Source organism: Pseudomonas sp. MPFS (assembly GCF_022537035.1).
Classification (GTDB): domain Bacteria; phylum Pseudomonadota; class Gammaproteobacteria; order Pseudomonadales; family Pseudomonadaceae; genus Aquipseudomonas; species Aquipseudomonas sessilinigenes.
Map to the genome: position 1 here is coordinate 4,917,121 of NZ_CP066123.1, position 23,983 is coordinate 4,941,103.

The 23,983-nt window shown below is 58.4% G+C and carries 27 protein-coding genes and 1 pseudogene; 11 read left to right on the forward strand and 17 right to left on the reverse strand.

The window, feature by feature from the left end; translation table 11 throughout:
- Positions 1–2: 2 nt before the first annotated feature.
- Positions 3–485, forward strand: coding sequence for a GreA/GreB family elongation factor (locus I9018_RS22365; protein WP_124348232.1), 483 nt, complete (start codon positions 3–5; stop codon positions 483–485).
- A 10-nt stretch (positions 486–495) separates the two neighbouring features.
- Here the strand turns inward: I9018_RS22365 and cysB are convergent, their stop codons facing one another.
- The 5 genes from cysB to I9018_RS22390 all read right to left on the reverse strand — a co-directional run bounded on the left by cysB (position 496) and on the right by I9018_RS22390 (position 4,456).
- Positions 496–1,470: an HTH-type transcriptional regulator CysB gene (gene cysB, locus I9018_RS22370; protein WP_007931387.1), complete on the reverse strand. Its 975-nt coding sequence runs from the start codon at positions 1,468–1,470 to the stop codon at positions 496–498.
- Between the two features lie 111 nt (positions 1,471–1,581).
- The gene (locus I9018_RS22375) at positions 1,582–2,082 is read right to left on the reverse strand and encodes a universal stress protein (protein ID WP_068581706.1); all 501 of its coding nucleotides are present in this window, start codon (positions 2,080–2,082) and stop codon (positions 1,582–1,584) included.
- A 94-nt stretch (positions 2,083–2,176) separates the two neighbouring features.
- Complete coding sequence (locus I9018_RS22380) at positions 2,177–3,082, reverse strand: 5'-nucleotidase (protein WP_068581708.1); 906 nt, start codon at positions 3,080–3,082, stop codon at positions 2,177–2,179.
- Between the two features lie 31 nt (positions 3,083–3,113).
- A complete protein-coding gene (locus tag I9018_RS22385) occupies positions 3,114–4,070 on the reverse strand; it encodes a putative 2-dehydropantoate 2-reductase (RefSeq protein WP_241107541.1) in 957 nt (318 codons plus the stop codon).
- Positions 4,070–4,456 carry a thioredoxin gene (locus I9018_RS22390; RefSeq protein WP_068581715.1) on the reverse strand — a complete coding sequence of 129 codons (387 nt, stop codon included), beginning with the start codon at positions 4,454–4,456 and terminating at the stop codon, positions 4,070–4,072. The genes I9018_RS22385 and I9018_RS22390 overlap by 1 nt, the downstream gene beginning before the upstream one ends.
- Between I9018_RS22390 and I9018_RS22395 the strand changes: the two genes are divergently transcribed.
- Together I9018_RS22395 and I9018_RS22400 are read left to right on the forward strand one after the other, a co-directional pair.
- Positions 4,455–4,889, forward strand: a complete 435-nt coding sequence (locus tag I9018_RS22395; RefSeq protein WP_068581718.1) for a PilZ domain-containing protein — start codon at positions 4,455–4,457, stop codon at positions 4,887–4,889. The two genes, I9018_RS22390 and I9018_RS22395, sit on opposite strands and share 2 nt — an antisense overlap.
- Positions 4,890–5,029: 140 nt before the next feature.
- Positions 5,030–6,106, forward strand: a complete 1,077-nt coding sequence (locus I9018_RS22400) for a 3-deoxy-7-phosphoheptulonate synthase (protein WP_068581720.1) — start codon at positions 5,030–5,032, stop codon at positions 6,104–6,106.
- 59 nt (positions 6,107–6,165) lie between these two features.
- Here the strand turns inward: I9018_RS22400 and I9018_RS22405 are convergent, their stop codons facing one another.
- The gene (locus tag I9018_RS22405; RefSeq protein WP_068581723.1) at positions 6,166–6,447 is read right to left on the reverse strand and encodes a GNAT family N-acetyltransferase; all 282 of its coding nucleotides are present in this window, start codon (positions 6,445–6,447) and stop codon (positions 6,166–6,168) included.
- Between the two features lie 634 nt (positions 6,448–7,081).
- Between I9018_RS22405 and oprI the strand changes: the two genes are divergently transcribed.
- Positions 7,082–7,333, forward strand: a complete 252-nt coding sequence (gene oprI, locus I9018_RS22410; protein WP_003448337.1) for an outer membrane lipoprotei OprI — start codon at positions 7,082–7,084, stop codon at positions 7,331–7,333.
- 123 nt (positions 7,334–7,456) lie between these two features.
- On the opposite strand, the gene I9018_RS22415 is transcribed toward oprI, so the two are convergent.
- The 3 genes from I9018_RS22415 to I9018_RS22425 all read right to left on the reverse strand — a co-directional run bounded on the left by I9018_RS22415 (position 7,457) and on the right by I9018_RS22425 (position 9,519).
- Positions 7,457–8,431, reverse strand: a complete 975-nt coding sequence (locus tag I9018_RS22415; protein ID WP_068605704.1) for a L,D-transpeptidase family protein — start codon at positions 8,429–8,431, stop codon at positions 7,457–7,459.
- Positions 8,432–8,563: 132 nt separating this feature from the next.
- A complete protein-coding gene (locus tag I9018_RS22420; RefSeq protein ID WP_007931378.1) occupies positions 8,564–8,857 on the reverse strand; it encodes a hypothetical protein in 294 nt (97 codons plus the stop codon).
- A gap of 56 nt (positions 8,858–8,913) precedes the next feature.
- Positions 8,914–9,519 (reverse strand): arylesterase, encoded by a 606-nt coding sequence (locus I9018_RS22425; RefSeq protein ID WP_124348234.1) that lies wholly within the window; start codon positions 9,517–9,519, stop codon positions 8,914–8,916.
- A 10-nt stretch (positions 9,520–9,529) separates the two neighbouring features.
- On the opposite strand from I9018_RS22425, the gene I9018_RS22430 reads away from it, so the two are divergent.
- Together I9018_RS22430 and I9018_RS22435 are read left to right on the forward strand one after the other, a co-directional pair.
- Positions 9,530–10,213: an ABC transporter ATP-binding protein gene (locus tag I9018_RS22430; RefSeq protein WP_068581730.1), complete on the forward strand. Its 684-nt coding sequence runs from the start codon at positions 9,530–9,532 to the stop codon at positions 10,211–10,213.
- Positions 10,213–12,717, forward strand: a complete 2,505-nt coding sequence (locus I9018_RS22435) for an ABC transporter permease (protein ID WP_124348235.1) — start codon at positions 10,213–10,215, stop codon at positions 12,715–12,717. The genes I9018_RS22430 and I9018_RS22435 overlap by 1 nt, the downstream gene beginning before the upstream one ends.
- Positions 12,718–12,737: 20 nt before the next feature.
- Here the strand turns inward: I9018_RS22435 and greB are convergent, their stop codons facing one another.
- The gene (gene greB / locus I9018_RS22440; protein WP_241107542.1) at positions 12,738–13,211 is read right to left on the reverse strand and encodes a transcription elongation factor GreB; all 474 of its coding nucleotides are present in this window, start codon (positions 13,209–13,211) and stop codon (positions 12,738–12,740) included.
- A gap of 139 nt (positions 13,212–13,350) precedes the next feature.
- Complete coding sequence (locus I9018_RS22445) at positions 13,351–13,698, reverse strand: hypothetical protein (protein WP_241107543.1); 348 nt, start codon at positions 13,696–13,698, stop codon at positions 13,351–13,353.
- Positions 13,699–13,884: 186 nt separating this feature from the next.
- Between I9018_RS22445 and I9018_RS22450 the strand changes: the two genes are divergently transcribed.
- Complete coding sequence (locus I9018_RS22450) at positions 13,885–15,036, forward strand: hypothetical protein (RefSeq protein ID WP_241107544.1); 1,152 nt, start codon at positions 13,885–13,887, stop codon at positions 15,034–15,036.
- Positions 15,037–15,345: 309 nt separating this feature from the next.
- On the opposite strand, the pseudogene I9018_RS22455 reads toward I9018_RS22450, so the two are convergent.
- Positions 15,346–16,201 (reverse strand): annotated as a pseudogene (locus I9018_RS22455) (IS3 family transposase).
- Complete coding sequence (locus tag I9018_RS22460; RefSeq protein ID WP_033974343.1) at positions 16,198–16,491, reverse strand: IS3 family transposase; 294 nt, start codon at positions 16,489–16,491, stop codon at positions 16,198–16,200. The pseudogene I9018_RS22455 and the gene I9018_RS22460 overlap by 4 nt, the downstream one beginning before the upstream one ends.
- Before the next feature lie 324 nt (positions 16,492–16,815).
- Here I9018_RS22460 and I9018_RS22465 point away from each other — a divergent pair, with 324 nt between their 5' ends.
- Positions 16,816–17,445: a response regulator transcription factor gene (locus I9018_RS22465; protein ID WP_068581739.1), complete on the forward strand. Its 630-nt coding sequence runs from the start codon at positions 16,816–16,818 to the stop codon at positions 17,443–17,445.
- Between the two features lie 13 nt (positions 17,446–17,458).
- Here the strand turns inward: I9018_RS22465 and I9018_RS22470 are convergent, their stop codons facing one another.
- The 3 genes from I9018_RS22470 to I9018_RS22480 all read right to left on the reverse strand — a co-directional run bounded on the left by I9018_RS22470 (position 17,459) and on the right by I9018_RS22480 (position 20,020).
- Entirely contained in the window at positions 17,459–17,767 is a 309-nt protein-coding gene (locus I9018_RS22470) for a hypothetical protein (RefSeq protein ID WP_083235922.1), read from the reverse strand.
- Positions 17,768–18,061: 294 nt separating this feature from the next.
- Entirely contained in the window at positions 18,062–18,496 is a 435-nt protein-coding gene (locus I9018_RS22475) for a DoxX family protein (RefSeq protein ID WP_068581745.1), read from the reverse strand.
- A gap of 102 nt (positions 18,497–18,598) precedes the next feature.
- Entirely contained in the window at positions 18,599–20,020 is a 1,422-nt protein-coding gene (locus I9018_RS22480; RefSeq protein WP_068581746.1) for a transglycosylase SLT domain-containing protein, read from the reverse strand.
- Positions 20,021–20,256: 236 nt separating this feature from the next.
- Between I9018_RS22480 and I9018_RS22485 the strand changes: the two genes are divergently transcribed.
- From I9018_RS22485 to I9018_RS22495, 3 genes are all read left to right on the forward strand, one after another.
- Positions 20,257–21,063: a TatD family hydrolase gene (locus I9018_RS22485; RefSeq protein WP_241107545.1), complete on the forward strand. Its 807-nt coding sequence runs from the start codon at positions 20,257–20,259 to the stop codon at positions 21,061–21,063.
- Positions 21,064–21,148: 85 nt separating this feature from the next.
- A complete protein-coding gene (locus I9018_RS22490; protein ID WP_124348236.1) occupies positions 21,149–22,630 on the forward strand; it encodes a methyl-accepting chemotaxis protein in 1,482 nt (493 codons plus the stop codon).
- Positions 22,631–22,787: 157 nt separating this feature from the next.
- Complete coding sequence (locus I9018_RS22495; protein WP_068581797.1) at positions 22,788–23,150, forward strand: terminase; 363 nt, start codon at positions 22,788–22,790, stop codon at positions 23,148–23,150.
- A 2-nt stretch (positions 23,151–23,152) separates the two neighbouring features.
- On the opposite strand, the gene I9018_RS22500 is transcribed toward I9018_RS22495, so the two are convergent.
- Positions 23,153–23,950 carry a thioesterase family protein gene (locus tag I9018_RS22500; RefSeq protein WP_241107546.1) on the reverse strand — a complete coding sequence of 266 codons (798 nt, stop codon included), beginning with the start codon at positions 23,948–23,950 and terminating at the stop codon, positions 23,153–23,155.
- Positions 23,951–23,983: the final 33 nt, after the last annotated feature.

Genomic DNA, 23,983 nt, shown 5'->3' on the forward strand with positions numbered 1-23,983 from the left:
TCATGAATAAACAGTCGGTCTATCAACTGATTCTGCAACAGCTCCAGGACGACCTGCAGATCATCCTGCGGGCGGCACAAACCGCCTACGAAACCGCCACCCACGAAGAGAATATCGCGGAGAACAAGTACGACACCCTAGGGCTGGAAGCCGCTTACCTGGCTGCTGGCCAATCTCGGCGGGTCGAAGAGATCCGCCAGGCGCTGAGCCTCTGGCAGAGCCTGGTACTGCGCCCCTACGAGCCGCAAGCCGGCATCCAGGTCGGAGCCCTTTTGGGCCTGGAAGATGAAAAGGGCCACGAGCAGTGGTTGTTTCTAGGCCCGGACGGCGCCGGCCTGAAAGTCCAGGTCGTCGGTCAGTTGGTCACCGTGATCACCCCGCGCTCTCCCCTGGGCGCGAGCTTGCTGGGCAAATCCGAAGACGACGAGGTGGAGATCGTGGTGGCGGGCTCTCGGCAACAATTCACTGTCACCGAGGTCCGCTAGGCGGGCAGGATCAGTGGACAGGCAGCTCGACACCGTCGAACAGTTCTTCCAGCTCCTGCTTGTTGTGGCACTGGATGGCCTTGGCCATCACTTCACGCGTCAGGTGCGGGGCGAACTTCTCGATGAAGTCGCACATGAATCCACGCAGGAAGGTGCCACGACGGAACCCGATCTTGGTGATGCTCGACTCGAACAGCTCGCTGGCATCCAGCACCACCAGATCGCTATCGAGCTTGGTATCCACCGCCATCTTGGCGACGATGCCCACTCCCAGTCCCAGGCGGACATAGGTCTTGATCACGTCGGCGTCGGCGGCGGTGAATACGACCTTGGGGGTCAGGCCGCGATGGCTGAAGGCCTCGTCGAGCTTGGAACGACCAGTAAAACCGAAGACATAGGTCACGATCGGATACTCGGCCAGGGTTTCCAGAGTCAGCTTCGGCAGTTTGGTCAGCGGATGGCCTTGAGGGACGACCACGCAGCGGTTCCAGCGATAGCACGGCATCATCACCAAGTCGCCGAACAGCTCCAGGGCTTCGGTGGCGATCGCGAAATCCACGGTGCCATCGGCGGCCATCTCCGCGATCTGCATGGGCGAGCCCTGATGCATGTGTAGCGCAACATCCGGATACTGTTTGATGAAGCTGCTGATCACCGGCGGCAAGGCATAACGCGCCTGGGTATGGGTGGTCGCGATGGACAGGGTGCCTTTTTTCTCGTTGGAGAATTCCTGGGCGATCTGCTTGATGCTCTCGACCTTGCGCAGGATCTCGCCAGCAGTGGTGATGATCCTTTCGCCAGCCGGAGTCACCCGGGTCAGGTGCTTGCCGCTACGAGCGAAGACCTCGACGCCCAGTTCGTCCTCCAGCAGGCGGATCTGTTTGCTGATACCTGGTTGCGAGGTGTAGAGGCTTTGGGCAGTAGCGGAAACGTTGAGGTCGTGGTGCGCCACTTCCCAGATGTAGCGCAATTGTTGGAGCTTCATATCAATCCCTCAAAGCAGAAAGACGCCACGGGTATCAGCGACGGTATATAACTATATTAATGGTCAGGAGAATAAATCTAGAACTTTTATTCAGAATTTTCCATTCCGACTTCAAGCATCTCCCTGACGTCTTCGCTGCACCAGAGGCACCAGGTAAACCGGCACTTTCGCTAACTGCAGGACCCGCGCCGCCGTGCGCCCCAAAGGGGTTTGTGCCCCGACGCCATGGCTGTGACTTCCTACGATCAGCAAATCCACCGAGAGTTTCGCCGTCTGCTCAAGAATCACCTGGGAGGGATCGCCCTGCAGGACACGCACCGACTGGATCAAAGACAGGTCCTGCATCCCTTCCCCCAGCTCTTCGCGAAAGCTATCAAGCACCCGCTGCTCGATATTGGCCATGACCGTATTCAGGCCCTGGCGATGAAACTCATTCAGCGACTGCTCGTCCAGGTAGCTCTGGAGCACCGATTCAGCGAACAGTCCCATGGGCTCCACAGCGTGGACTACATGTAAGTCGGCATTGAACGTTCTAGCCAGCTCCAGGGCATGCTGCATCACAAAAGGGGCGTACACCCCGAGGTCAGTGGCATACAGCATCGAACGAATCATATGACCTCCTCAACTGCCAAGATGGCGGAGATTGATTCAGCTTAGCAGTGCCTGGATGCATGGGAGGCCGCGGCCTCTACGGGTTTGGATAGACTCAGGTACTGGCTTCATTACTGATGCCATGGGGCACATGACCGGTGGCCACTACTTCGCGTGCCAGTTCGCAGTGCCCTGCCTGGTCATCGAAGAAGACATCGGCAGCAAAAGCCTCGAGGAAGGCGGCCTTCTCCAGCCCTCCGAGGAACAGCGACTCGTCCAGGCGGATGTTCCACTCGCGCAGGGTGCGAATCACCCGCTCATGGGCCGGAGCCGAACGTGCAGTGACCAAGGCGGTGCGGATCGGACAGGCATCAACGGGAAACTCGCCCTGGAGCAGATTCAGCGCCGCCAGGAAACCCTTGAATGGCCCACCTGGCAGGGGCTCTCGGGCTGATTGCCGCTCACTGGCCTGGAACGCCTCGAGGCCTCCGGACTGGTAGATGCGTTCCGAGACATCGGAGAACAGCACCGCATCACCGTCGAAAGCGATACGCAACTCACCGTTTTCAGCGCGTCGCGCACCACCCGACAGGATAGTGGCCGCAGCGAAACCGGCATCCAGCGCATTGCGCACATCTTCGGCATGGGTCGAAAGAAACAGGTCGCTGGCAAAAGCGGCCAGGTAGGGATAGGGACTGCGCCCGCCGACGAACGCAGCCCGGGAGATGGCCAGGCCGTAGTGCTGGATAGAATTGAAGACCCGCAAGCCGGTATCGGCACTGTTGCGAGAAACCAGCACCACCTCGACCCTCTCCCGGCCCAGGCTGGCATTGAGGTTCAAGAGTTTTTTCACCAGAGGGAAGGCATCACCTGGCTCGAGAACCTCTTCTTCGTGCTCGATCTGGTACTGCCGATAAGCCTCAACGCCTTGGGCCAGGTACACCTTGTGACTGTCACCGAGGTCGAACAACGCCCGTGACGAAATCGCTACCACCAGCTTGCCATCCAGGCCCTTGGCCATGCTCCGTCCTCTTGAGGGTGATGAACCGGGCTCAGGAACGATACCGGTCGATGAAACCCAGGGCCTGGTACAGCGCCCGGATCTTGGGCAACTCGCAACCAGCGGCCCGTGCCGCAGCCAGTGGTGCAGCATAGATTGCCTGCAGTTCCAGGGGGCGCCGGTGCAGAAAATCATGGTACATGCTCGGCCAGTAATCGGGCATGTGCTCGGTAGACCTGAACAACTGCTGGGCATAGGCCGCCGGAATGACATGGCCACAAGCCGCAGCCCCCTGCAGCACCTCTTGCATCAAGTCCTGGATCAGCTGGCGAATGTCCGGATCCGCCATCAGCGCAGTGGTGCTGGTCCTGAGCAAAACCGATAGGCCGTTGTAGGGCACATTCCATACCAGCTTCTGCCAGCGCGCCTGGTGCAGGTTATCCATGGCCTGGGAGTCGAGCCCGGCCTCCCGGAACAGCCCTGCGCCTTCCTCGACAATCGCCCGGGTCAAGGCCGGATCGACAGCAGCCGGACCGCTGTGATAACCCAGGTTCACCGCCCCCAGCGCCTGGTGCTCTATCTGGCCGGGCCCTGCACGATGGACACAGATAAAGCACAAGCCGCCCAACAGATGCAGCGAATCGGGTAGTGCACTACGCAACGCATCCTCGACATCCAGGCCATTCTGCAGCAACAGGACCTTGGCCCCGGGAGCCGCAGCCTGGACGATCGCCGGCGCCAACTGCAGGTTACTGGTCATCTTGGTCCCTACGAGCAACCAGTCGCAAGGAGGCATGTCTTCGGCGCGGACATAAGCCTGCACCGGATTCAGGCTCAAGATGCCATGCTGGGCATGGTTGAGACGCAGCCCCTGCTCCAAGACCGCCGGGAACTCGCTGCGCATTAAAAAGTGCACGTCAAAACCGGCCCGTGCCAGCATCACCCCGTAAAAGCCTCCAATCGCTCCAGTCCCGATAATGCCAACCCGCGGTTTACGACGTGCATCCATCAAGGCAACTCCTCTGGTAATCGTTGCAACGCTTGACGCAGGCTCTCGGTGAGTTCCCTGTACGTCAACCGCGACTCTAGGCCCCCATAAAACTCGGCATCGCGCACCACGAACAAGGCCGGCAGGTGAAAGACCTGATAACGCTCCACCGCTCCACCATTGTCACCGGCATCGACCCAGCACAAGCGGTCGATCGGCAGTCCCAGTGCTGGCAATTGCGCCCGGGCCCAGCGACAGCCAGCACAGCCGGGGCTGGTGAAAACCACCAGGGACACCCCTTTCAGTCCCAGCAAGGTCTGGTCGATGTCGAGATCGGTCAGTTCCGATTCGAACACTATACTGGGGGAAACAATGTCAAATGGACGACACTCGGAGTCTGCGGTCATGGGACGTTTTCTGCCTCATCCTGATGATGTTCCGGTTGAGCTGACATTACGCAAGCATGCCTGTATCTCGCGCCAGCGGCTGCACACTATCAGCCTCGGCGGCATGGCGTGCAATTACCACCGGGCCTGGCGCCGGGGCACCGCCCTCGAAGTCCACATGCCGACACTGGGGGAGAATGCCCGCTATAACGGCTACGTCGCCTGGTGCCTGAAACGCAAGCGCGGCTATCTGGTGGGCATCGCCTTCGTCGACGAGCAAACCCTGTTCAGCGCGCGCATGAGCGAACAGGTCTGCCAAATTGCCCGCTACTGCCGCCAGCATGACGCACAGAGTGAACAGCGATGCATCGAGGCCTTGGCCCTGGATTGGGTCGAACGGCATGCGCAAGACTATTCAGAAGATCGGGTGCATCAGGCTTTTATGCAGCCATAGCCCAATAAAACCGCAGCCAGCCCATTGTCGAGCCACCGCCTAACGCGCTAAGGTTCCGCTCCCCGACGCGCCCAAATCCGCTGTGCTCCGCCGCGCGGGGATCGCTGGCGGCCGGCATCCGTGACCTGACGAGTAACACGATGGCTGATTTACCGATCAACGACCTTAACGTCGCCTCCAACGAGACCCTGATCACCCCAGATCAACTCAAGCGAGACATCCCCCTGAGCGACACCGCCTTGCACACCGTGACTCGGGGCCGCGAAGTGATCCGCAATATCCTCGACGGCACTGATCATCGTTTGTTCATCGTCATTGGGCCCTGCTCGATCCACGACATCAAGGCAGCCCACGAATACGCCGAGCGCCTCAAGGCCCTGGCAGCCGAAGTTTCCGATACGCTCTACCTGGTGATGCGGGTGTACTTCGAAAAGCCCCGCACCACTGTTGGCTGGAAAGGCCTGATCAACGACCCTTACCTGGATGACTCGTTCAAGATCCAGGATGGCCTGCACATCGGTCGCCAGTTGCTGCTGGACCTGGCGGAAATGGGCCTGCCTACCGCCACGGAAGCCCTGGACCCAATCTCCCCGCAATACCTGCAGGATCTGATCAGCTGGTCGGCCATCGGCGCGCGCACCACCGAATCCCAGACCCACCGCGAAATGGCTTCCGGGCTGTCGTCGGCGGTAGGTTTCAAGAACGGCACCGATGGCGGCCTGACCGTCGCGATCAATGCCTTGCAATCGGTTTCCAGCCCTCATCGCTTCCTGGGCATCAATCCACAAGGCGGTGTGTCTATCGTCACCACCAAGGGCAATGCCTATGGCCATGTGGTGCTGCGCGGTGGCAACGGTAAGCCGAACTATGACTCGGTCAGTGTCGCCGTTTGCGAACAGGCCCTGGCCAAGGCCAAGGTCAAGCCGAACATCATGATCGATTGCAGCCATGCCAACTCCAACAAGGATCCGGCACTTCAGCCACTGGTAATGGAAAACGTTGCCAACCAGATACTCGAAGGCAACCAGTCGATCATCGGTCTGATGGTGGAGAGCCACCTGAATTGGGGTTGCCAAGCAATTCCCAAAGATCTCTCGGAACTGCAATACGGCGTTTCGATCACCGATGCCTGCATCGATTGGGAAAGCACTGAGAAGACGTTGCGCAGCATGCACGCCAAGCTCAAGGACGTCCTGCCAAAACGCAATCGCGTCTGATCGCGATTAACACGCGCAAAAACGCCGGGGCAAGCCCGGCGTTTTTCATGGTCGCTCGATCAGAGTTTCGCGCCGTGGCGCTGGTGACGCTCCATGTACCGCTCAACGTATGAGCAGGAAGGGATCACGGTGTATCCCATGCGATCGGCATACTCCAGCGCATGCTCGGTCAACGCCGCAGCGATACCGCGCCCACGCAGCGCGTTGGGGACGAAGGTGCGATAGATATCCAGGGTTTGCTTACCCAGGTCCATATAGGTCAGGTAGGCACGATGACCGTCCACATTGGTCTCGAACTGATGACCAACCTGGTCATGGTGGATGGACAACGCCTCGCTCATCACAACTCCTTGCGGGTCTGGAATACTGACCCGTACCTTACCGATGTTTTTCCGGCGAAGGAACAACTTACGCCACCTCGTACCTGCTGGGCGCAAGTAGAAGCTTTCGCTTTTGCACCACGAACACGTTACAAAATATTAGGCGCCTTTGGCATGAATGCTCAAGCCACACTCGTCACAGATCAGCACAAAAATCCTCGCACACCGCCCAGAGCCTGGCCTGGCCCCATACGCAAGACATCTTTTGGCTGCACATCGCCGGACGCTGAAACTTAAGACGGGACTCACCTCTTAAAGTCACCAGCAACAAGGATAAAAAAACCGACATAGAGCCAAGGTCAAAGTGTCACAGACACGATATAGACCGACTTTAGTCTAGCCCCTGAAACAGTACTTGGAAAAATCCGCAAGCGATGCTGGCAAACAAGCAGCATCCTCCGGGCGGGAATCGAATTGAATGTTTTTTAAACAACTCCCCAAGAGAGTTGCCTGAAAAAGATTCACCACCTAGAATTTTTTTTGCTTCTTGCGTTACGTCAGTTTACTTACTACAAGTAATGGGTAGTATGTACGCCGGCTATTTCCTCACTCTGGGGTGGTAGCTACTAATAGAAAGTCCTTGAAGGGGAACACGATGAACAACGTTCTGAAATTCTCTGCTCTGGCTCTGGCCGCAGTTCTGGCTACCGGTTGCAGCAGCGTATCCAAAGAAACCGAAGCTCGTCTGACTGCTACTGAAGACGCAGCAGCTCGTGCTCAGGCTCGTGCAGACGAAGCCTATCGTAAAGCTGATGAAGCTCTGGCTGCTGCTCAAAAAGCACAACAGACTGCTGACGAAGCTAATGAGCGCGCTCTGCGTATGCTGGAAAAAGCTAGCCGCAAGTAATAGTCCCTCGGGATTGTTATCAAGCCGACCCATCTTGGGTCGGCTTTTTTGTTGCCCGATTTTGTCATCGGCAATAAAAAACCCGCCGCTACCCTCAGGTATCGGCGGGTTGGGCTGCCGCCCTTACTGCTGCATATCGAAAGGCGTAGCAGACAGAGAGGTCGCCGGCGCAGCGGTTGGCACCGCAATCTCCACCGGCAGGCCATCTTCCGCCGCGACTACATCACGGACTACATCCCAGTTCATACGCAGGTTGTTAGCCAGGTCTTCACGCTTAAGCAAGGCGTTGATCACCGCAGTGTGTTTGTCGACCACTGAAGGATTGCCTTTATCATCTAACGGCGTATGTGCTTCCAGATAGACTTTGCCGGCGCTGATACCAAACTTGTACGGCTCGTTGATGATACGTACGGAAGTTCCAACTGGAACCATACCGGCCATTTGCAGCACGTTGTTATTGAGCATTCGGAAACAACCGTGGCTGGTGCGCATGCCAATACCGAACTTCTTGTTGGAGCCATGGATCAGGTAGCCCGGCGTACCCAGGGTGAACTTGAATGGGCCCAAAGGATTGTCTGGCCCCGCCGGCACTATGCCTGGCAGGGGATCACCATCAGCTGCATGTTCGGCCCTGATCGAGGCCGGTGGCGTCCAGGTCGGGTTGGGAGTCTTCGCGGTGATACTGGTATGGGCGATCGGCGACCCCCACCCCTCGCGACCAATACCCAATGGGAAGGTGTAAACCACGCTCTGGCCCTTGGGGAAATAGTACAGACGGTACTCTGCCAGGTTGATCACGATACCTTCGCGAGGCCCTGGCGGCAGGATGAAACGGGTGGGAAGAACCACTTCGGTACCGGCTCCCGGCAACCAGGGGTCGACTCCCGGATTGGCAGCCACCATCTCCAGATAACCCAGGTCATTGGCGGTGCCCAAGTCGGCGAAGGTATCTTCGTACTTGGCCTTGATCACCTGAACCTGGCCTACGACATCTTCGCCAGGGGGAGGAAGAGGAAATTCCAACGCTGCAACGGGACCAGCCACACATAATGCGGCAAGTGTCAGACAGCGGGTGACGACAGGGAGGCGCGGCAACATCCGGATAATCCTTCGCTCGTACAACCAATGAAAGAGACACGATTGTACACCCCTCCCATGGCTACGGCAGCCAAGCCGGGGAGACAAGCGCAGATACATGAAATCCCTGTCGAAACACCCAATAACGGGCGCCTACAGCTCGAAACGCAACTCTGGCCAGATCGGAGGCGTACCTCGCTTCTGCGACTCCAGGATTGCCCTGCACAGCGGACAGAGCCGCTGATCCTGGAAAATCGTCCGATCTACGCTGGACCAACGTGGCTGCGCAGGCAGCAAGGTCCCACACAAGGTCCGGTCGGCGGAGCCGCCCAGCTCCAATTGACGCGTCACCAGATGCACCCGAACTTCCTGACAAGCGAACAGGTCAAGCTGTTCATCAGGCTCGATCAGTTGATAGGCAAACAAGGACCAGGCGGGACGCGGCATCGGGGGCTCCAAATCGGGGGCGCCACATTAGCCGAAACACTGCCACTAGAAAAGCGTCAAAGCAGCGGTTTTAGCGTCGGCCAGACATTTTCCAACAACTTGCCCTGGGCCGCTGCCGCCGGGTGCAGACCGTCCGCCTGCATCAAATCGGGATGCCCTCCGACCCCATCAAGAAAAAACGGCACCAGTGCCACCTTCTTGTCGATGGCCAACTGCTGGTAGACCTTGGCGAATGCCTGGGTATAGCGCACACCGTAATTGGGCGGTAGCTGCATGCCCAGCAGCAGCACCCTAGCCCCCGAGGCCTGGGCACTGTCGATCATCGAGGCAAGATTTTGTTGCAATTGCTGGGGCGGCTGGCCGCGCAAGCCATCATTGCCTCCCAATTCGAGGATCACCACCTGAGGCTTGTGCTGCGAAAGCAGCGTCGGCAGGCGCGCTTGCCCCCCAGCGCTGGTATCACCACTGATCGAGGCATTGATCACTTTGTCCGTGAAGCCCTGGTCCACCAGGCGCTTTTCCAGCAGTGCCACCCACCCCTGCCGGGTATCCAGGCCGAAAGCCGCACTGATACTATCGCCCACGATCAGGACCGTACCGGCAGCTGCATTCTGGGCCATGCACATCAAGGCCAGGCCAGCACTCAAAAACCATACACGCATCGGACTCTCCATGGGCGCAAGCATTCTCACTGCGCGGAACCTTAGCAAAGTGGTTCCCAGCGCGGAAGGCGAGCTGACTATCCTTCATGAACTCAACCTGCAGCTTGATAAGGGTGACAGCCTGGCTATCGTTGGCGCCTCCGGCTCCGGCAAATCTACCCTGCTCGGTTTGCTGGCCGGGCTCGACTTGCCCAGCAGTGGTGAAGTCATCCTTGCCGGGCAAAGCCTGAGCCAGCTCGATGAAGACCAACGAGCACGCCTGCGGGCCGAATACGTAGGATTCGTCTTCCAATCCTTCCAACTGCTCGACAGCCTCAATGCCCTGGAAAACGTCATGCTGCCCATGGAGCTGGACGGCCGCCGCGATGCCCGCAAACACGCGACCGAACTGCTGCAACGGGTCGGCCTGGGTCAACGCCTGAACCATTCCCCCCGCCAGCTTTCCGGCGGAGAGCAACAACGCGTAGCCATTGCCCGGGCTTTTGCCGCAGAACCGCAAGTATTGTTCGCCGACGAACCCACCGGCAACCTTGACAGCCATACCGGCGAACGCATCAGCGACCTGTTGTTCGAACTCAACCAGGAAAACGGCACGACCCTGGTCCTGGTGACCCATGATGAGCGCCTGGCCCATCGTTGCCGGCGCCTGATCCGTCTTGAAGCGGGCATGCTGGTCGCCCCCCAGGAGCCTTGATGGCACGCCTGTCCCTGTTGCGCCTATTCAGCCTTGCCCTACGCCAATTGTTGCGTGATGCACGTGCCGGCGAGTTGAGGGTATTGTTCTTCGCCTTGTTGGTGGCGGTCGCGGCAAGTACCGCCATTGGCTACTTCGGTGCCCGACTGAACGCCGCCATGCAACTGCGGGCGACCGAATTCCTCGGCGCCGATCTGTTACTCGAGGGCAGCTCTCCTGCGCGGGCCCAACAGATAGAGAGCGGATTAGAACTAGGGCTCGTGCACGCCCGCACCGTCGAATTCTCCAGTGTCATTGCCACCGACAACGCAATTCAGCTGTCCAGCATCAAGGCCGTGGACAACGCCTATCCGCTACGCGGTCAACTCAAGAGCGCAGCAGGTCCCTATGCCTCCGAAGAGCCCGGTGGCGGGCCCAAGATTGGCGAAGCCTGGGTCGAGTCGCGTCTGCTGACGGCATTGGAGTTGAAGGTCGGCGACAGCATCGACGTCGGTAGCAAGACCCTGCGCCTGGCCCGGGTCCTGACTTACGAGCCGGATCGCGCAGGCAACTTCTACAGTTTGACACCTCGAGTCCTGATCAACCTGGATGACTTGCAAGCCACGGGTGTCGTCCAGCCTGGCAGCCGGGTCAGCTACAAGGAACTCTGGCGCGGCCCGTCCCAAGCTCTCGAGGCTTACCGCAAGTTGATCAAGCCAGGCCTGGAGGCCAATCAGCGCCTGCAGGACGCACGGGATGGCAACCAGCAAATCGGCGGGGCGCTGGGCAAGGCCGAACGCTATCTGAATATGGCCAGCCTGGTGGCCGTGCTGCTTTCGGGTGTCGCCGTGGCGCTATCGGCCAACCGTTTCGCCGCCCGCCGCTTCGATGCCAGCGCCCTGCTCCGCTGCCTGGGCCTGTCTCGCCGGGAAACCATGTTGCTGTTCAGCGCCCAACTGGGGCTTCTCGGACTGCTGGCCAGCCTCAGCGGTGCATTGCTTGGCTGGCTGGCGCAGTTGGTGCTGTTTTACCTGCTACAGGGGTTGCTACCAAGTGATGTGCCGCCCGGAGGACTGCTGCCCGCCATGGCAGGTATCGGCACGGGGCTGGTGGCCCTGGCCGGTTTCGCCTTGCCTCCACTGGCCGCATTGGGACGAGTGCCGCCGCTTCGAGTGTTGCGTCGCGACCTGCTGCCGATTCCGCCCAGTACCTGGATGATCTACGGCGTCGCTCTACTTGCCCTGGGCTTGATCATGTGGCGCTTGAGCCTGGACCTAGTGTTGACCTTCGCGCTGATGGGGGGTGGCCTGGTCGCGGCATTGGCGCTCGGCGGCCTGTTGCTACTGCTCTTGCAGAGCCTGCGCCGCCTCTTGGCAGGCGCCACCTTGCCCTGGCGCCTGGGGTTGGGACAACTGCTGCGCCACCCTCTCGCGGCAGCTGGGCAATCCATGGCCTTCGGCCTGATCCTGCTGTCCATGGCACTGATCGCCCTGCTGCGGGGAGAATTACTGGATACCTGGCAAAACCAACTGCCGCAGAATGCCCCCAACTATTTCGCACTGAACATCCTGCCGGCTGACAAACAAGCCTTCACCGAGCGCCTGGTGCAACTCTCGGCTCCTTCGGCGCCGCTCTATCCGGTGGTACCCGGGCGCCTGGTCAGTATCAATGGAGAGCCTGTGACGGAGCTTGTCACCAAGGACTCCAGCGGGGACCGTGCTGTCCAGCGAGACCTGAGCCTGACCTGGTCCGCCGACTTGCCTTCTGGCAACAGCATCACGCAAGGAAGCTGGTGGTCTGCCCGGCCTGACGAAGCCTTGCCTGGCGTATCGGTGGAAGCCAAGGTGGCCCAGAGCCTCAAGCTGAAGCTGGGTGACCGACTGACCTTCACTGTCGCGGGCGTCAACCGTGAGGCGCAAGTCACCAGCCTGCGTACTATCAATTGGGACAACTTCCAGCCCAACTTCTTCATGATTTTCCAACCCGGTACCTTGAAGGATCTGCCGGCCACCTATCTCACCAGCTTCTACCTGAGCCCAGGTCATGACCAACAGATCGTCGAACTGTCCAGGGCATTTCCAGCGGTGACCATCCTGCAGGTCGAGGCTCTGCTGGAGCAGCTGCGCAGTATCCTGGGTCAAGTCACCCTGGCAGTGGAATATGTGCTGTTGTTCGTCCTAGCAGCAGGAATGACGGTGCTGTTTTCCGGACTGCAGGCCACCCTGGACGAGCGTATTCGCCAAGGAGCACTGCTGCGAGCCCTTGGGGCTGAACGCAGTTTACTGGTCAAGGCACGGCGCATCGAGTTCGGCCTGCTTGGTGCCGCCAGCGGGCTACTGGCAGCCCTAGGTTGCGAGCTGGTCAGCCTGGCGCTCTACCGCTTTGCCTTCGACCTGCCCTGGCATCCGCACCCCTGGCTTCTGCTGCTGCCTCTGGCCGGGGCACTATTGGTGGGTGGGGCCGGGGTCTTTGGTACCCGCCGAGCCCTTAACGTCAGCCCACTGAATGTCCTGCGCGAAAGCTGAAGGCTCGCCCTGCGGCGAGCCTACTTCACGTATTCGATCTGATTGATCCACCAACAGGTTTCGCCCGCGGGGGTCACGACAACGGCCTCGTCCCCCACCTCCTTCTTCAACAGCGCCCTGGCCATGGGCGAGTCGATGGAGATGTAGTCCTTGCGTTCGTAGATCTCGTCGTAGCCCACGATCCGGAATTTCTTCCGTTCACCGTCTTCATTCTCTATCTCTACCCAAGCGCCAAAGAAAATTCTTCCTTCCTGCTCCGGCGAGTAGTCTACGACCTTCACATCCTCCAGTCGCTTACGCAGATACCTGACGCGGCGATCAATCTCGCGTAGAAGCTTTTTGTTGTACTGGTAGTCTGCGTTCTCGCTTCTGTCCCCGAGGGATGCTGCCCAGGCGACCTTCTGCGTAATTTCAGGTCTGTACACACGCCACAGGTGATCGAGCTCGCCTTTGAGCTTCTCATGCCCTGCTCGGGTGATGATGTTTGTAGCCAATCAACAGCTCCTTACCTCGGAAATTCTTTGGCAGCTTTCAGGCTGTGCGAGAGCGCTGGCCAGAGCCTGAATGGACGTTAAGGAAGTCTACTCGGTCGAGCGTTCAGCGGGGCAAGGCTTAGTACCCGGTATCCGCATTTCAGGCACGTTTCACTTCAACGCTGCCCATCATGCCTTGCACATGCAGCCTATAAACACCGCCTTCCTGAACGACCTTGGCCTGCGGCATGTAAGAGTAGAAGTAGGAGTATGAGTACACCGCCTGCTGCCATTTTTGACCGTTGTAGAATTCGAAAATGGTGTCGGTGTCGTCAAAGCCTTCAAAGTCGCCACTGAGTTGTCCTTCACATATGATCATCGCTAGTCCTCCTGATGAATAATGCAGTGGATGATGCACTGCCGAGTGCTTCTTCTCAAACGAGCTCGCATTTTCAGGATGGCCACCGGACAGAGGCTTTACTGAAATGGAATCAGGCTGCAAAGCCATGCTCGATGCTGTCCAGCGTTTCCTTTACGCGAAGATACGTAGGCTCAGTGATGTTGGTGCAGAGGTTTGCGACGCAGGTATTCAAATGCATGCTGGCTTCTCTATTTCGCGTAATGCCAAGCAATTTCGTGTGAAAAAATGATATCATTTTGACATTTTATTGACTTCCAAAATGGATTTTTGGCCGTGATCAATCCTATCCGCGTGTATCTGGACAGTAGTGATTTCTCAAACCTTTCCTGTCCCAGCAAGAAAAATACAAACTCTGCACAAGCTTTTCGGGCCAAGTTACGAGAATGGGTGGAACATGGGGATATCGAAATCAGGTACTCCATGGCACACATCATGGAAGCGGTACCAATGGATCCGGATACTATAGAGCAAGGTCGGTTACGCCTGGACTGCATAAGAGAATTGTGCAGGGAAAAGGTTTTTGTCGACCCGATCAGCTTAGTCACACAGGAGCTTTCTGGAAATCACAACATCTCTCTGGTGAATGACAACGGTCACTGGTTCCCAGGCATGGCGGCGCTTTGGACTGACGAAATCGTTGAGGAAATCGTCGACGAAAGTGACCCTGCCGCAGACTTCCCAAAGAATCGCCTGCAGAGGCGTATCGAGAAATCCAAAGCAAGAAAAATTGCAGCCAAAATGAAAGGCGAGCTTCAGGAGTTCATCAAGGAATATCCAATTAAAAAGGCCAGCGCGATCTCAATGTTTTCGAGGCAGCGTTCAGGGCAAGCTGTAGCGATCGCTCTGCAAAGCTCGGTGAGTGATTTGAATTTTCTGTGTGATTGGTACATCGAAAATTGGAATCGATCGACCGAATATTCAAAAGCTGTGCGTGGGGCGGGCAAAGAACTGAGCAGTCTGCTCACCAGCGCCTCCAATGAGATCAAGGCCCTACACCAAGACTTGGTTAGCAGAGGCACAAGCAGCTCCGAGGCTCAAAAACAACTAATGGCTCACGCCAAAGAGATCGCTGGCAAAGCGCCGCAGCAAATGATCAACTCATTATCCAATGGGCGATTGTCAGCGGAACTCATGGCAGTAGCGAGTCTCAAAACTACGCCGTCCATGTATGTGTTTTCAGCACTTCTTGCTCAGATATTCTTGTCATCAGTGGTCGCGGTTAGAAACACGCGTAAGGCTAGGAGCAGCGATTTAGGCGATCTAGTACATTCGATGTATATCCCTTACGTAGATGTGTTCAGGGCTGACTTGGCGACCGCTAGTGCATTGCATAATGCAAAGCTTGACGTTGAAACAAAAATCGTCACGAGCCTAGAACAACTGATGGTCGAGCTGGAGTCTTTGATTGCGTTACGTAAATCCTAAGAAACCGACTTGCTGGCCAGCGAACACATCTTACACAGCCCCATCAGACATCCTTTGGCGAGAAAGCAGTCTCGGGTGCAAGATTGAGCTGGGCCAGCATTTACCATGTAGTTTTTTGCAATGGATGCCGTCGATTTCTGCAGCAATCGCCAGCGATCTTCATTGTTCATGGCTTTGGTTTGCCGTTCGATCGTAACCGTCCGATGAAGTCTCCTAGGCCAGAGTTTACGATCCAGCCGAGCTTTCCTGAGCTGGCCCTCCACTGAATGTCCCATGATGTGGTCTGTCCCGGAGCTGGTGGATAGGTAGTTAAGAGTTACTGCTCGCATAGCGCCGCTCAAACTCCATCGGGCTGAGATAGCCCAGCGTCGAGTGGCGGCGACGGTGATTGTAAAAGCGGATGTAGTCGAACAGGTCGGTTTTCGCCTCGTGGTAGCTGGCATAGCGCGTCAGGTACACCCGCTCAGCCTTCAGCGAACGGAAGAAGCTCTCCATCGCGGCGTTGTCCCAGCAGTTCCCGGGACGTGAATGGCTGGGTACGATTCGATGTCGCCGAAGTAAGGCCTGGTAGTCGTACGCGCAATATTGGCTGCCTCGATCCGAGTGCAGCAGCACTTCTTCTTTCGGCTGCCGGCGTGCAATGGCCATCTCCAGCGCGGCGTGTACCAAGGCCTGCTGCATGCGGTGGTGCATCGCCCAACCGACGATGGCTCGTGAGCACGACTGCCAGATACAGCCAACCTTGGGCCGTCCGCACGTAGGTCATGTCCGAGACCCAGTGCCGATTGGCGCGATCCGAGGCGAACTGGCGATCTAGGTGGTTCGGGGCAATCGGCAGAGCATGACGACTGCTGGAAACCAGCCGCCAGCGCTTGCGCGAGCGAACGCGCAGACCGGCTTCGCGCATCAGTCGAGCAACCCGGTGTCGACCACACGCATGCCCCATGGCCGCTAACTCGGCCTTGATTCGGCGATGGCCATAGATCCCATTCATCTCGTGGTGAATGGTGCGGATCTCCTTGCTCAGACGCCGATTCGCCATCTCTCTCGCCGAAGGTGGCCGCTGCTGCCAGGCATAGAAGCCGCTGCGGGATACCCGCAGCAGCCGGCACATTGGCGCTACGGGATAGCGACCAGCCAACGCCTCGATGGCGCGGAACTTCACTTCGTGGGCTGCGAGAAGATGGCGAGCGCCTTTTTTAAAACATCGCGCTCCATGGTGACCTGAGCCAGTTGCTGGCGTAGACGACGCAACTCCGCGCTCTCACCACGCTGCTTGCCGTTGCCCGGAAAGGCATCGTCACCTTGCTGCTCGTACTGGCGCTTCCATTTGCCCAGCAGGCTTTCAGCGATGCCGAGCGTCTCGGCTACATGACGAAGCGGCGTGCCGGCAAGTACCTGGTCTACCGCCTCGCGTTTGAAGGATTCGGGAAAACGTCGTCTGGTCTGGGTCATGAACACTCCTTGCGGTGGACATTATCCACCTTAAGTCAGTGTCCACTCAGCCCGGGACAGACCAATGAGCTTGGTACTCAATTGGTGTTCCATCTCCCAGCCAGGTAAAGGCTGCTCCGTTACGTGAATGAACTACAAACGCGACCCGTCATTAGAAATGGCAGCGACTCGTTCTTCCCTTTTCGCCCTCCCCTATCAGATCTGTCCGATTTAGGTTTCAGATAGGTCAGCCAATCATAGAACCAAGCCAACAAGGTTTACGAGCCAGGCGCATTTTCAGCCACGGCCCCGTATGCGCCACCAGATACCGAAGGAACTCTATCAATGGCCAATATCATCGTCGTCGACGACCACCCACTGATTCGTATGGCTATCAAGATGGCCTTGGAAACTCAGCAGCATACCGTAGTCGCCGAAACCGACAACGGAGCGGACGCCGTCCAACTAGCACGCCGACATGTTCCGGACTTGTTGATCCTTGACCTGGGAATCCCCAACCTTGACGGTTTTTCGGTCATATCCCATGTCCGGAGTGCACAGCTAGACATCAAGATCCTGGTGGTGACGGCAAGCGACGCCAAGAATTTTGCCTTTCGCTGCCTGCTGACCGGAGCCGCTGGTTTTTTGTCCAAGGGCGAAAATCTGCACGAACTGAATAATGCCGTCAAAGCCGTCCTTTCTGGATACAGCTACTTTCCAGAAGATACCCTCAGTGCCTTGCAGCAGAACAACAAGGCCGCCGACCAGGAAAGCGTGTTGGTTTCCCGACTGACAGACCGTGAGATCACGGTCCTGAAACTGCTGGCCAGCGGCCTGAGCAACCAGCAGATCGCCCAGACACTCTTGATCAGCCACAAGACTGTGAGCACCTATAAAGTCCGCTTGCTCAAGCGTTTCAGTGTTTCCAGCCTGGTGGCACTGGCAGAGCTGGCAAAACGCAACTCGATCATTTGAATGACGGCTCGAACTAGCGGCGAACGATCAGCCCTTGTCGAGCGATGCGCGTCAGTTGCTTGATGACCTCGATCGCTTCTTGTGCCCCTGGGGCTGGAATGACAGCCAGATCGAAACTATCACTGGCAAAACGCGCCAAGGATTCGCCTTCTTCGACAAACTGGATCAGAAACGCCGCCGGCCCTACGGAGCGTTTAGGCCAACCATCGAGATAGCGCAACAAGGTCGGTTGATGCTTGCCGCAGAGGAGGATTTTCGGATTGCGCTGGGAAAGGTTCGCCGTGATTGGCGCAAGACGTAGAAGAGGGCGTGGTGCATTCATCGTATCGTGTCTCTGCCTCAAGTTTCTGCCGGGCAGGTGAGAGGCACCACCGAACCAGCGCTTTAGCGGTACTTCGAAACCTGGAATGGCTTCTGGTAGTGAGCAAGCTGGCTCACCTGGCGCCCCGCAAGTAGCTGTTTAAATCGGCGCATGAGAAACATCCTAGAGAAGCTGGCAGGCCAGTGTCAAGATTCGGCCAAAACGAAAAAGGCCTGCATTGGCAGGCCTTGGATAACTTCACAACGCTCGCTCCAGGACAGTCGATAAGTCTGCGACCTCCTAAAGCTGCGTGGCTCATTTGGTGATGGCGGCGTCCAGCGACAACTTGCCAGCTCCCTCGAGCAACACCGCCAAGGTGCCCCCCAGCAACGCCAGGGCGAACTCGTAACCATTATTGGCCATGAACAAGCCATTGCTGATATGCACCGAGAAGATCGCCACCAGCAGGGTGAATGTCAGCCCCAATGCGGCAGGACGTGCGAGCAAGCCGATGATCAGAGCCAAGCCGGCAAAGAATTCGGTGCCACCGGCCAGCAGTGCCATCAGGTAGCCAGGGGCCAGGCCGATGCTTTCCATCCACTGGGCCGTGCCGGCCAGGCCGCCGCCGCCGAACCAGCCGAAGATTTTTTGCGAGCCATGGGCGGCGAAAATGATGCCAACAAGAATGCGCAGGATAGTCAGGCCGTAGCCTGCACGGGTGCCCAGTACGTTTTTGATCAGAGTGCTCATGCTATGTAGTCCTGTGTAAGGTGAGGAAGTTGGTCGCCATACTAATCAGTTTTCATCATGTTAAAAGCGGAAATAACCCGTAATAACAATCAGTTTTTTCGATTATTTGCGAGACACAACTTTCCGCTCCCGAGGCTCCAGGGAATCTCGCTCACGATCAAAGGCCAGATAGTATTTGTTGACACTATTAACATAGCTGACAGCCCCCACTCCGACCTGCTCCATGGCGATACGCTCCACCTGGAAGAACCACTGGTTGGGGTTCAACCCCCGACGCCTGGCTTCGTTGCGCATTCCCTGGACCCGCTCAGGCCCCATGTTGTAGGCCGCCAGGACAAAGGCCATGCGTTCGCGCTCATTGAGCTTGGGGCTGGAGAAGAACTTGCGCCGGATCATCGCCAGGTACTTGGCTCCGGCCTGCACATTGCTGTCTACCGATTGAATGTTACTGACACCTACTCGCTGCGCCGCAGAAGGGGTGATCTGCATCAGGCCAGTAGGCCCACTGCCGCTCTTCGCATTGGGTTGCAAGGCCGATTCCTTGAACGCCAGGGCTGCAAGGTTCAGCCAATCCATGCCCTGCTCCCCGGCATGCTTCTGCAGCACCGGACGCAGCTTCTCCAATCGCTGACGATCAGCCCGGGCCAAGGGATAGTGCACCTGATACTGGCGTCGATATGTACGCAAGAATGCTACATCCTGATCCGCCGGGGTTTTGTAGGTCTTGAGGAAACGATCGATGCTCGCCCGCAGCATCGAAGCGTCGCGACGGACGAACCAGTGCTCCTCCCCCGGATCGCTGATCTTCAATTGGCGATCAAAACGCAACTTCGGCAGGATCTTGCTCCACCGCTCGGCAATCGGCTGCTCCACGATAGTCAGGTGGAAGATGCCCCCTTGGACCATTTCCAGCACATCCTCCACTGCCAGGCTGGGGTCGACCCACTCGATCTTGATCGGTGCCAGCTTGCGCAGCGCCAATCGCTGGTTGATCTGGCTCACCGCATCCCCGGCAGCACTGCCGGTAGTCAGGGTCAGGGTCTTTCCGGAGAGTTGCTCGGGTCGCGTATAGCGGCGCTCGCCCTTGATGCCTACCAGTAGAAGGGGAACATTGCTGGCAATTGGATCACTGGAGCTGACGGCATGCCCAGGCTGGGCCTCGAGCAATTCTCCTGGCGCCACCAGGTCACCTTCTCCACGCTGCAAGGCGCCCAGTAGCTGGTCCTTGGCCTTGGGAATGATCTTGAGGCTGATTTCCTGGCCATCGCGGGCGTGACCGTTAAGGTATTGCTCGAACGCCCGCAAACGATGGTACTCGACACCGATAGGCTGGCCCTTGACCTCACCGGAACTATTACGGCTCTGGTTGACCAGCACTCGCAGTACGCGGCTGCTACGGATTTCCGCCAGGTCGCGCACCTTGCCCGAAGCCAGCACTTCCGGCGGGCCTGCCAAGCGCGCCATTGCCGGCAACGGCAATAGCAATGTCAGGCACAACGCAAACAACATCGAGGATCGGATCATCCGTTCTCCGCAAAGAATACTGTTCAACCCTTCGTCGCTTTTTAAGGATTGGTCGACAGAAACCGAGCGCCTTGAGCGCTGACAAGGTGCGAAAGACAGGTGAAATGGCCTCAGGACGTTGTGGCCACGATCTGCCTCCGGCAGCAAAAGACAGCTTCAACTCGTTGTAGTTCTTGGTTTTTCTTATTAAATCTACAGCTCTGATATGCTTTCCGGCCGCAGGCGGAGATAGCACCATGCAACTCATCGATATTGGCGTCAACCTGACCAATCCGTGTTTTTCCGAAAAACACCAAGCCGTTCTCGATCGAGCTTATGCAGCCGGAGTCTGTCAGTTGGTCGTGACCGGGACCAGTATCGAGGGCAGCGAACAAGCCCTGGAGCTATGCCAGCAACTGGACACCAGCGGCCAGAGACTGTTCGCCACGGCCGGTCTGCATCCCCATAGCGCCAGCGACTGGAACACCGACAGCACACGGCGCTTGCGGGCCCTGCTGGGCGAACCACAGGTACAAGCGATTGGTGAATGCGGCCTGGACTTCAACCGTGACTTCTCCCCTCGCCCGCAGCAGGAAAAAGTGCTGGAAGAACACCTGGCCTTGGCCGTCGAGCTGCAACTGCCGGTATTTCTCCACGAACGCGACGCCAGCCAGCGCCTGCTGGATATCCTCAAGGACTTTCGTGACCGTTTGCCGGCAGCCGTAGTGCACTGTTTCACCGGCGAGCGACAAGCGTTATTCAGCTACCTGGACCTGGATCTGCACATCGGCATCACCGGCTGGATCTGCGACGAGCGCCGAGGCACTCACTTGCATCCGCTGGTACGCGAGATCCCTCGTGGGCGCCTGATGCTGGAAAGCGACGCCCCCTATTTGCTGCCTCGCAGCCTGCGGCCAAAACCGAAGAACGGGCGCAATGAACCAGCCTATCTGCCAGAGGTACTCCGCGAAGTGGCCTTGCACCGGCAGGAAACACCCGAGGACCTGGCCAGCCATAGCACCGCTTGTGCCAGGGCCTTTTTTGGCTTGTCAGAAATTGGTTGATGCATATCAAGATTTTTCTGACCCCATAGGGCCACAATAATGGCACCTTGCCAATACTATTCCGCTCAATCAGAGAAGACCTTCTATGGGTGCCTGGCTTAGCAATATCTCGCTGAAATACAAATTCTGGGCGGTCAATGCGGTCGCCTTCGTCACCACCTTGTTGCTGGTGCTGTATGCAGTACAACTGGAACAGCAGGCCCGCGGCCAGAACGCCCAGGTGGCGGCTCAGGCTCAAGCTCGCCTGCTCGATGCCTGGCCTGCTGGCACAGCGCTGCCCAGCGCCGAGAACCTGGTGTATTTCTCCCGTGGACAGACACCAACCCTGAACGACCAGCCCCTTCCGCAACTGAACGGCGCCAATGGTTGGGTCCAGCTCAACCACCTGCCATTGTTTGGCGAAAATCCGTTGCTGGGCGCCGAAGTCATCAGTCGTGCCGATGGCCAGCAAATCGCGGTGGTGGCCCATACGCCCAGCCTCGCCCAGGTTTTCAGCGATCGCTTCACCAACTATGCGGTCGCCGTATTCATCCTGATGTTCGCCATGCTCTGCGCTTCGCAGTTGCTGATCCGCTTCCTTCTCAGCCAGCTCAATACCCTGAAGGACGTGATGCTGCATGTAGAAAAGACCGGCGATCTGGCGGCCCGGGTACCGCTGTCCTGCAAGGACGAAGTGGGTCAGATGGCCAGTGCCTTCAACGCCATGCAGGCCGGCTACCAGCGAGTGGTGAATACCGTGGCCAACACTGCCCGCCAACTCGACCAGGGGGCCGCACGCCTGGCTTCGAGCATGAATGATGTGCGCCACGGCATGCTCGGCCAGCAAAGCGAAACCGACCAGGCCGCGACGGCCATCAATGAAATGTCCGCCACTGTCTACCATATCGCCCAGCATGCGGGCGCGACTCGGGACCTCTCGCAAACTGCGGACACCCTGGCCGGCACTGGGCATGAAGTGGTGGGCCGGGTACAGAAGTCCATCGCCGGGCTGTCCAACGGCGTGCAGCAGACCGCCGAGATGATCCAGAAGCTGGCCGAGGACAGCCAGAAGATCAACGGCGTGGTCAACGTTATCCACAGCATCGCCGAGCAAACCAACCTGCTGGCCCTCAACGCCGCCATCGAAGCCGCCCGGGCCGGCGAGATGGGCCGGGGCTTCGCCGTGGTGGCCGACGAAGTACGAAACCTGGCCAAGCGCGTGCAGACCTCTACTGACGAAATCACCAGCATGGTCTCCGCCCTCCAGGCCGGCACCCGCGATGCCGTGGACTTCATGCAGGAAAGCTCATTCAAGGCCGATGACTGCGTACAGCAGGCCCAGGAGGCTGGCGCTGCCCTGGAGGAAATCACTGGTGCTGTTGCCCAGATGCGCGAGAGCAACACCCAGATTGCCGTCGCTGCGGAACAGCAGAGCCAGGTGGCGGAGGAAATGAACCGTGCAGTGGTCAGCATCCGCGACGTGACCGAGAACACAGTGCAACAGACTGTCGCCTCTGCGACGACCAGCAGCGAACTGGCCACCCTCGCCGGCGAACTGAGCAAGGCCATCGGCCAGCTCAAGCTCTGAATCGACGCCACCTGCCAAGGGGTGAGGCCTGCTCACCCCCCTCTCTCCCAGAGCCCCGCGGTTGTGCTATCGAGCCGATAGCCAGCCTTGATTCGTCGCCGGGCGGCCCGCGCCCTATCCTTGGTCCATGAGTTTCCAGACACTAAGGATGATCATCATGGGCCAACGCCACCCCAACCTTCCCGCCTGGCAATGGCGAGTCTACCCACACAGCCACCAGCATCCGACCAACCTGGTATTGCACCTGATTGCCGTACCGCTGTTCATCGTCGGTTTCCTGCTCATTGTCTCAGGGGTGTTTTCCCTGAGCCTGGCGAGCCTGGCCATCGGAGTAGTGGGCATCCTGGCGGCCCTGGGCCTGCAACGCCACGGCCACAGCCTGGAGGCACAGGCCTCCGAGCCCTTCAGTGATCGCCAAGATGCAATACAACGCCTGCTGACAGAACAATTCGTGACTTTTCCACGCTTTGTCCTCACCGGCGCCTGGTGGCGTGCCTGGCTGCAGCGCCACCGACACTGACCTCAGGCGAAAATGGTCACCGTCTGCCGGCTCAGGGCGATCAACTGGCCCTGGGCGCTCCACAACGCCGCAGCAGCGTGACCATAGCCATCGCGAGCATGCTCGATGTCTACCCGATACTTGCACCAGTCCAGCGTACTGAGCTCCAGCAACGGCTGGACGAACTCGATCGTCCAGGTCAGGGTGCTGCCGGCCGCGGGTTTGCTCAGGTGCGGCAACAGGGCGGGTGGCCAGGCATCCACCAACGCCAGGATGTGCGCCTCGGTCACCGGCTCCTCCTTCACGTCACCGCGCAGGCGCACCCAGCCTCCCATGTCCCGGGAGCGATTGCCGGTGAAAGGCATGCCGCCGATACTCCAGCGCATCGCCAGATGACGCATGAACTCCGGGGTCACGCCCGGGATATAGGGCAATTCCTGGCAATCGTCCCAGTGCTTCATTTCGGGCGCCGGCAAGGCCTCGACACTCACCACCGACTCACGTGAGGCGCCGAAGCTGCCTTGCACCAGGGTCACGACCTGGCCTTCCTGCATCACCCGCCCCAGGACCTGGCTGACCGCCTTGCCCTCACGCAGCACATCCACTTCGAAACTCACCGGCACTTCGGGAGCCACCGGACCGACGAACGTCACCGCCAGGGAGCGCACGGGGCGATCCGCCGGGACCTTGGCCCGCATCGCTTGATACTGCAAGGCGACCACCAGGCCACCGAAGCTGGCACGCCCTTGGGCCCATTGCGCCGGAATGACCAGCGCCTGTGGCTGGTTGCGGACAGCTTCGAGCAAATCGTGGAAACGCATGAAAACCTCGATGGAGAAAGAAGACAGGGGATG

Coding starts and splice junctions, on each gene's coding strand:
- I9018_RS22465 (WP_068581739.1), top strand. CDS start 16,816: ATGGCCAATATCATCGTCGTCGACGACCACCCACTGATTCGTATGGCT.
- I9018_RS22435 (WP_124348235.1), top strand. CDS start 10,213: ATGGCACGCCTGTCCCTGTTGCGCCTATTCAGCCTTGCCCTACGCCAA.
- I9018_RS22375 (WP_068581706.1), bottom strand. CDS start 2,082: ATGATTCGTTCGATGCTGTATGCCACTGACCTCGGGGTGTACGCCCCT.
- I9018_RS22495 (WP_068581797.1), top strand. CDS start 22,788: ATGGGCCAACGCCACCCCAACCTTCCCGCCTGGCAATGGCGAGTCTAC.
- I9018_RS22480 (WP_068581746.1), bottom strand. CDS start 20,020: ATGATCCGATCCTCGATGTTGTTTGCGTTGTGCCTGACATTGCTATTG.
- I9018_RS22430 (WP_068581730.1), top strand. CDS start 9,530: ATGGGCGCAAGCATTCTCACTGCGCGGAACCTTAGCAAAGTGGTTCCC.
- I9018_RS22470 (WP_083235922.1), bottom strand. CDS start 17,767: ATGAATGCACCACGCCCTCTTCTACGTCTTGCGCCAATCACGGCGAAC.
- I9018_RS22405 (WP_068581723.1), bottom strand. CDS start 6,447: ATGAGCGAGGCGTTGTCCATCCACCATGACCAGGTTGGTCATCAGTTC.
- I9018_RS22420 (WP_007931378.1), bottom strand. CDS start 8,857: ATGCCGCGTCCCGCCTGGTCCTTGTTTGCCTATCAACTGATCGAGCCT.
- I9018_RS22380 (WP_068581708.1), bottom strand. CDS start 3,082: ATGGCCAAGGGCCTGGATGGCAAGCTGGTGGTAGCGATTTCGTCACGG.
- I9018_RS22395 (WP_068581718.1), top strand. CDS start 4,455: ATGGGACGTTTTCTGCCTCATCCTGATGATGTTCCGGTTGAGCTGACA.
- I9018_RS22415 (WP_068605704.1), bottom strand. CDS start 8,431: ATGTTGCCGCGCCTCCCTGTCGTCACCCGCTGTCTGACACTTGCCGCA.
- I9018_RS22425 (WP_124348234.1), bottom strand. CDS start 9,519: ATGCGTGTATGGTTTTTGAGTGCTGGCCTGGCCTTGATGTGCATGGCC.
- I9018_RS22445 (WP_241107543.1), bottom strand. CDS start 13,698: ATGGCTTTGCAGCCTGATTCCATTTCAGTAAAGCCTCTGTCCGGTGGC.
- I9018_RS22485 (WP_241107545.1), top strand. CDS start 20,257: ATGCAACTCATCGATATTGGCGTCAACCTGACCAATCCGTGTTTTTCC.
- I9018_RS22460 (WP_033974343.1), bottom strand. CDS start 16,491: ATGACCCAGACCAGACGACGTTTTCCCGAATCCTTCAAACGCGAGGCG.
- I9018_RS22475 (WP_068581745.1), bottom strand. CDS start 18,496: ATGAGCACTCTGATCAAAAACGTACTGGGCACCCGTGCAGGCTACGGC.
- I9018_RS22490 (WP_124348236.1), top strand. CDS start 21,149: ATGGGTGCCTGGCTTAGCAATATCTCGCTGAAATACAAATTCTGGGCG.
- I9018_RS22385 (WP_241107541.1), bottom strand. CDS start 4,070: ATGGATGCACGTCGTAAACCGCGGGTTGGCATTATCGGGACTGGAGCG.
- oprI (WP_003448337.1), top strand. CDS start 7,082: ATGAACAACGTTCTGAAATTCTCTGCTCTGGCTCTGGCCGCAGTTCTG.
- I9018_RS22500 (WP_241107546.1), bottom strand. CDS start 23,950: ATGCGTTTCCACGATTTGCTCGAAGCTGTCCGCAACCAGCCACAGGCG.
- I9018_RS22365 (WP_124348232.1), top strand. CDS start 3: ATGAATAAACAGTCGGTCTATCAACTGATTCTGCAACAGCTCCAGGAC.
- cysB (WP_007931387.1), bottom strand. CDS start 1,470: ATGAAGCTCCAACAATTGCGCTACATCTGGGAAGTGGCGCACCACGAC.
- I9018_RS22390 (WP_068581715.1), bottom strand. CDS start 4,456: ATGACCGCAGACTCCGAGTGTCGTCCATTTGACATTGTTTCCCCCAGT.
- I9018_RS22400 (WP_068581720.1), top strand. CDS start 5,030: ATGGCTGATTTACCGATCAACGACCTTAACGTCGCCTCCAACGAGACC.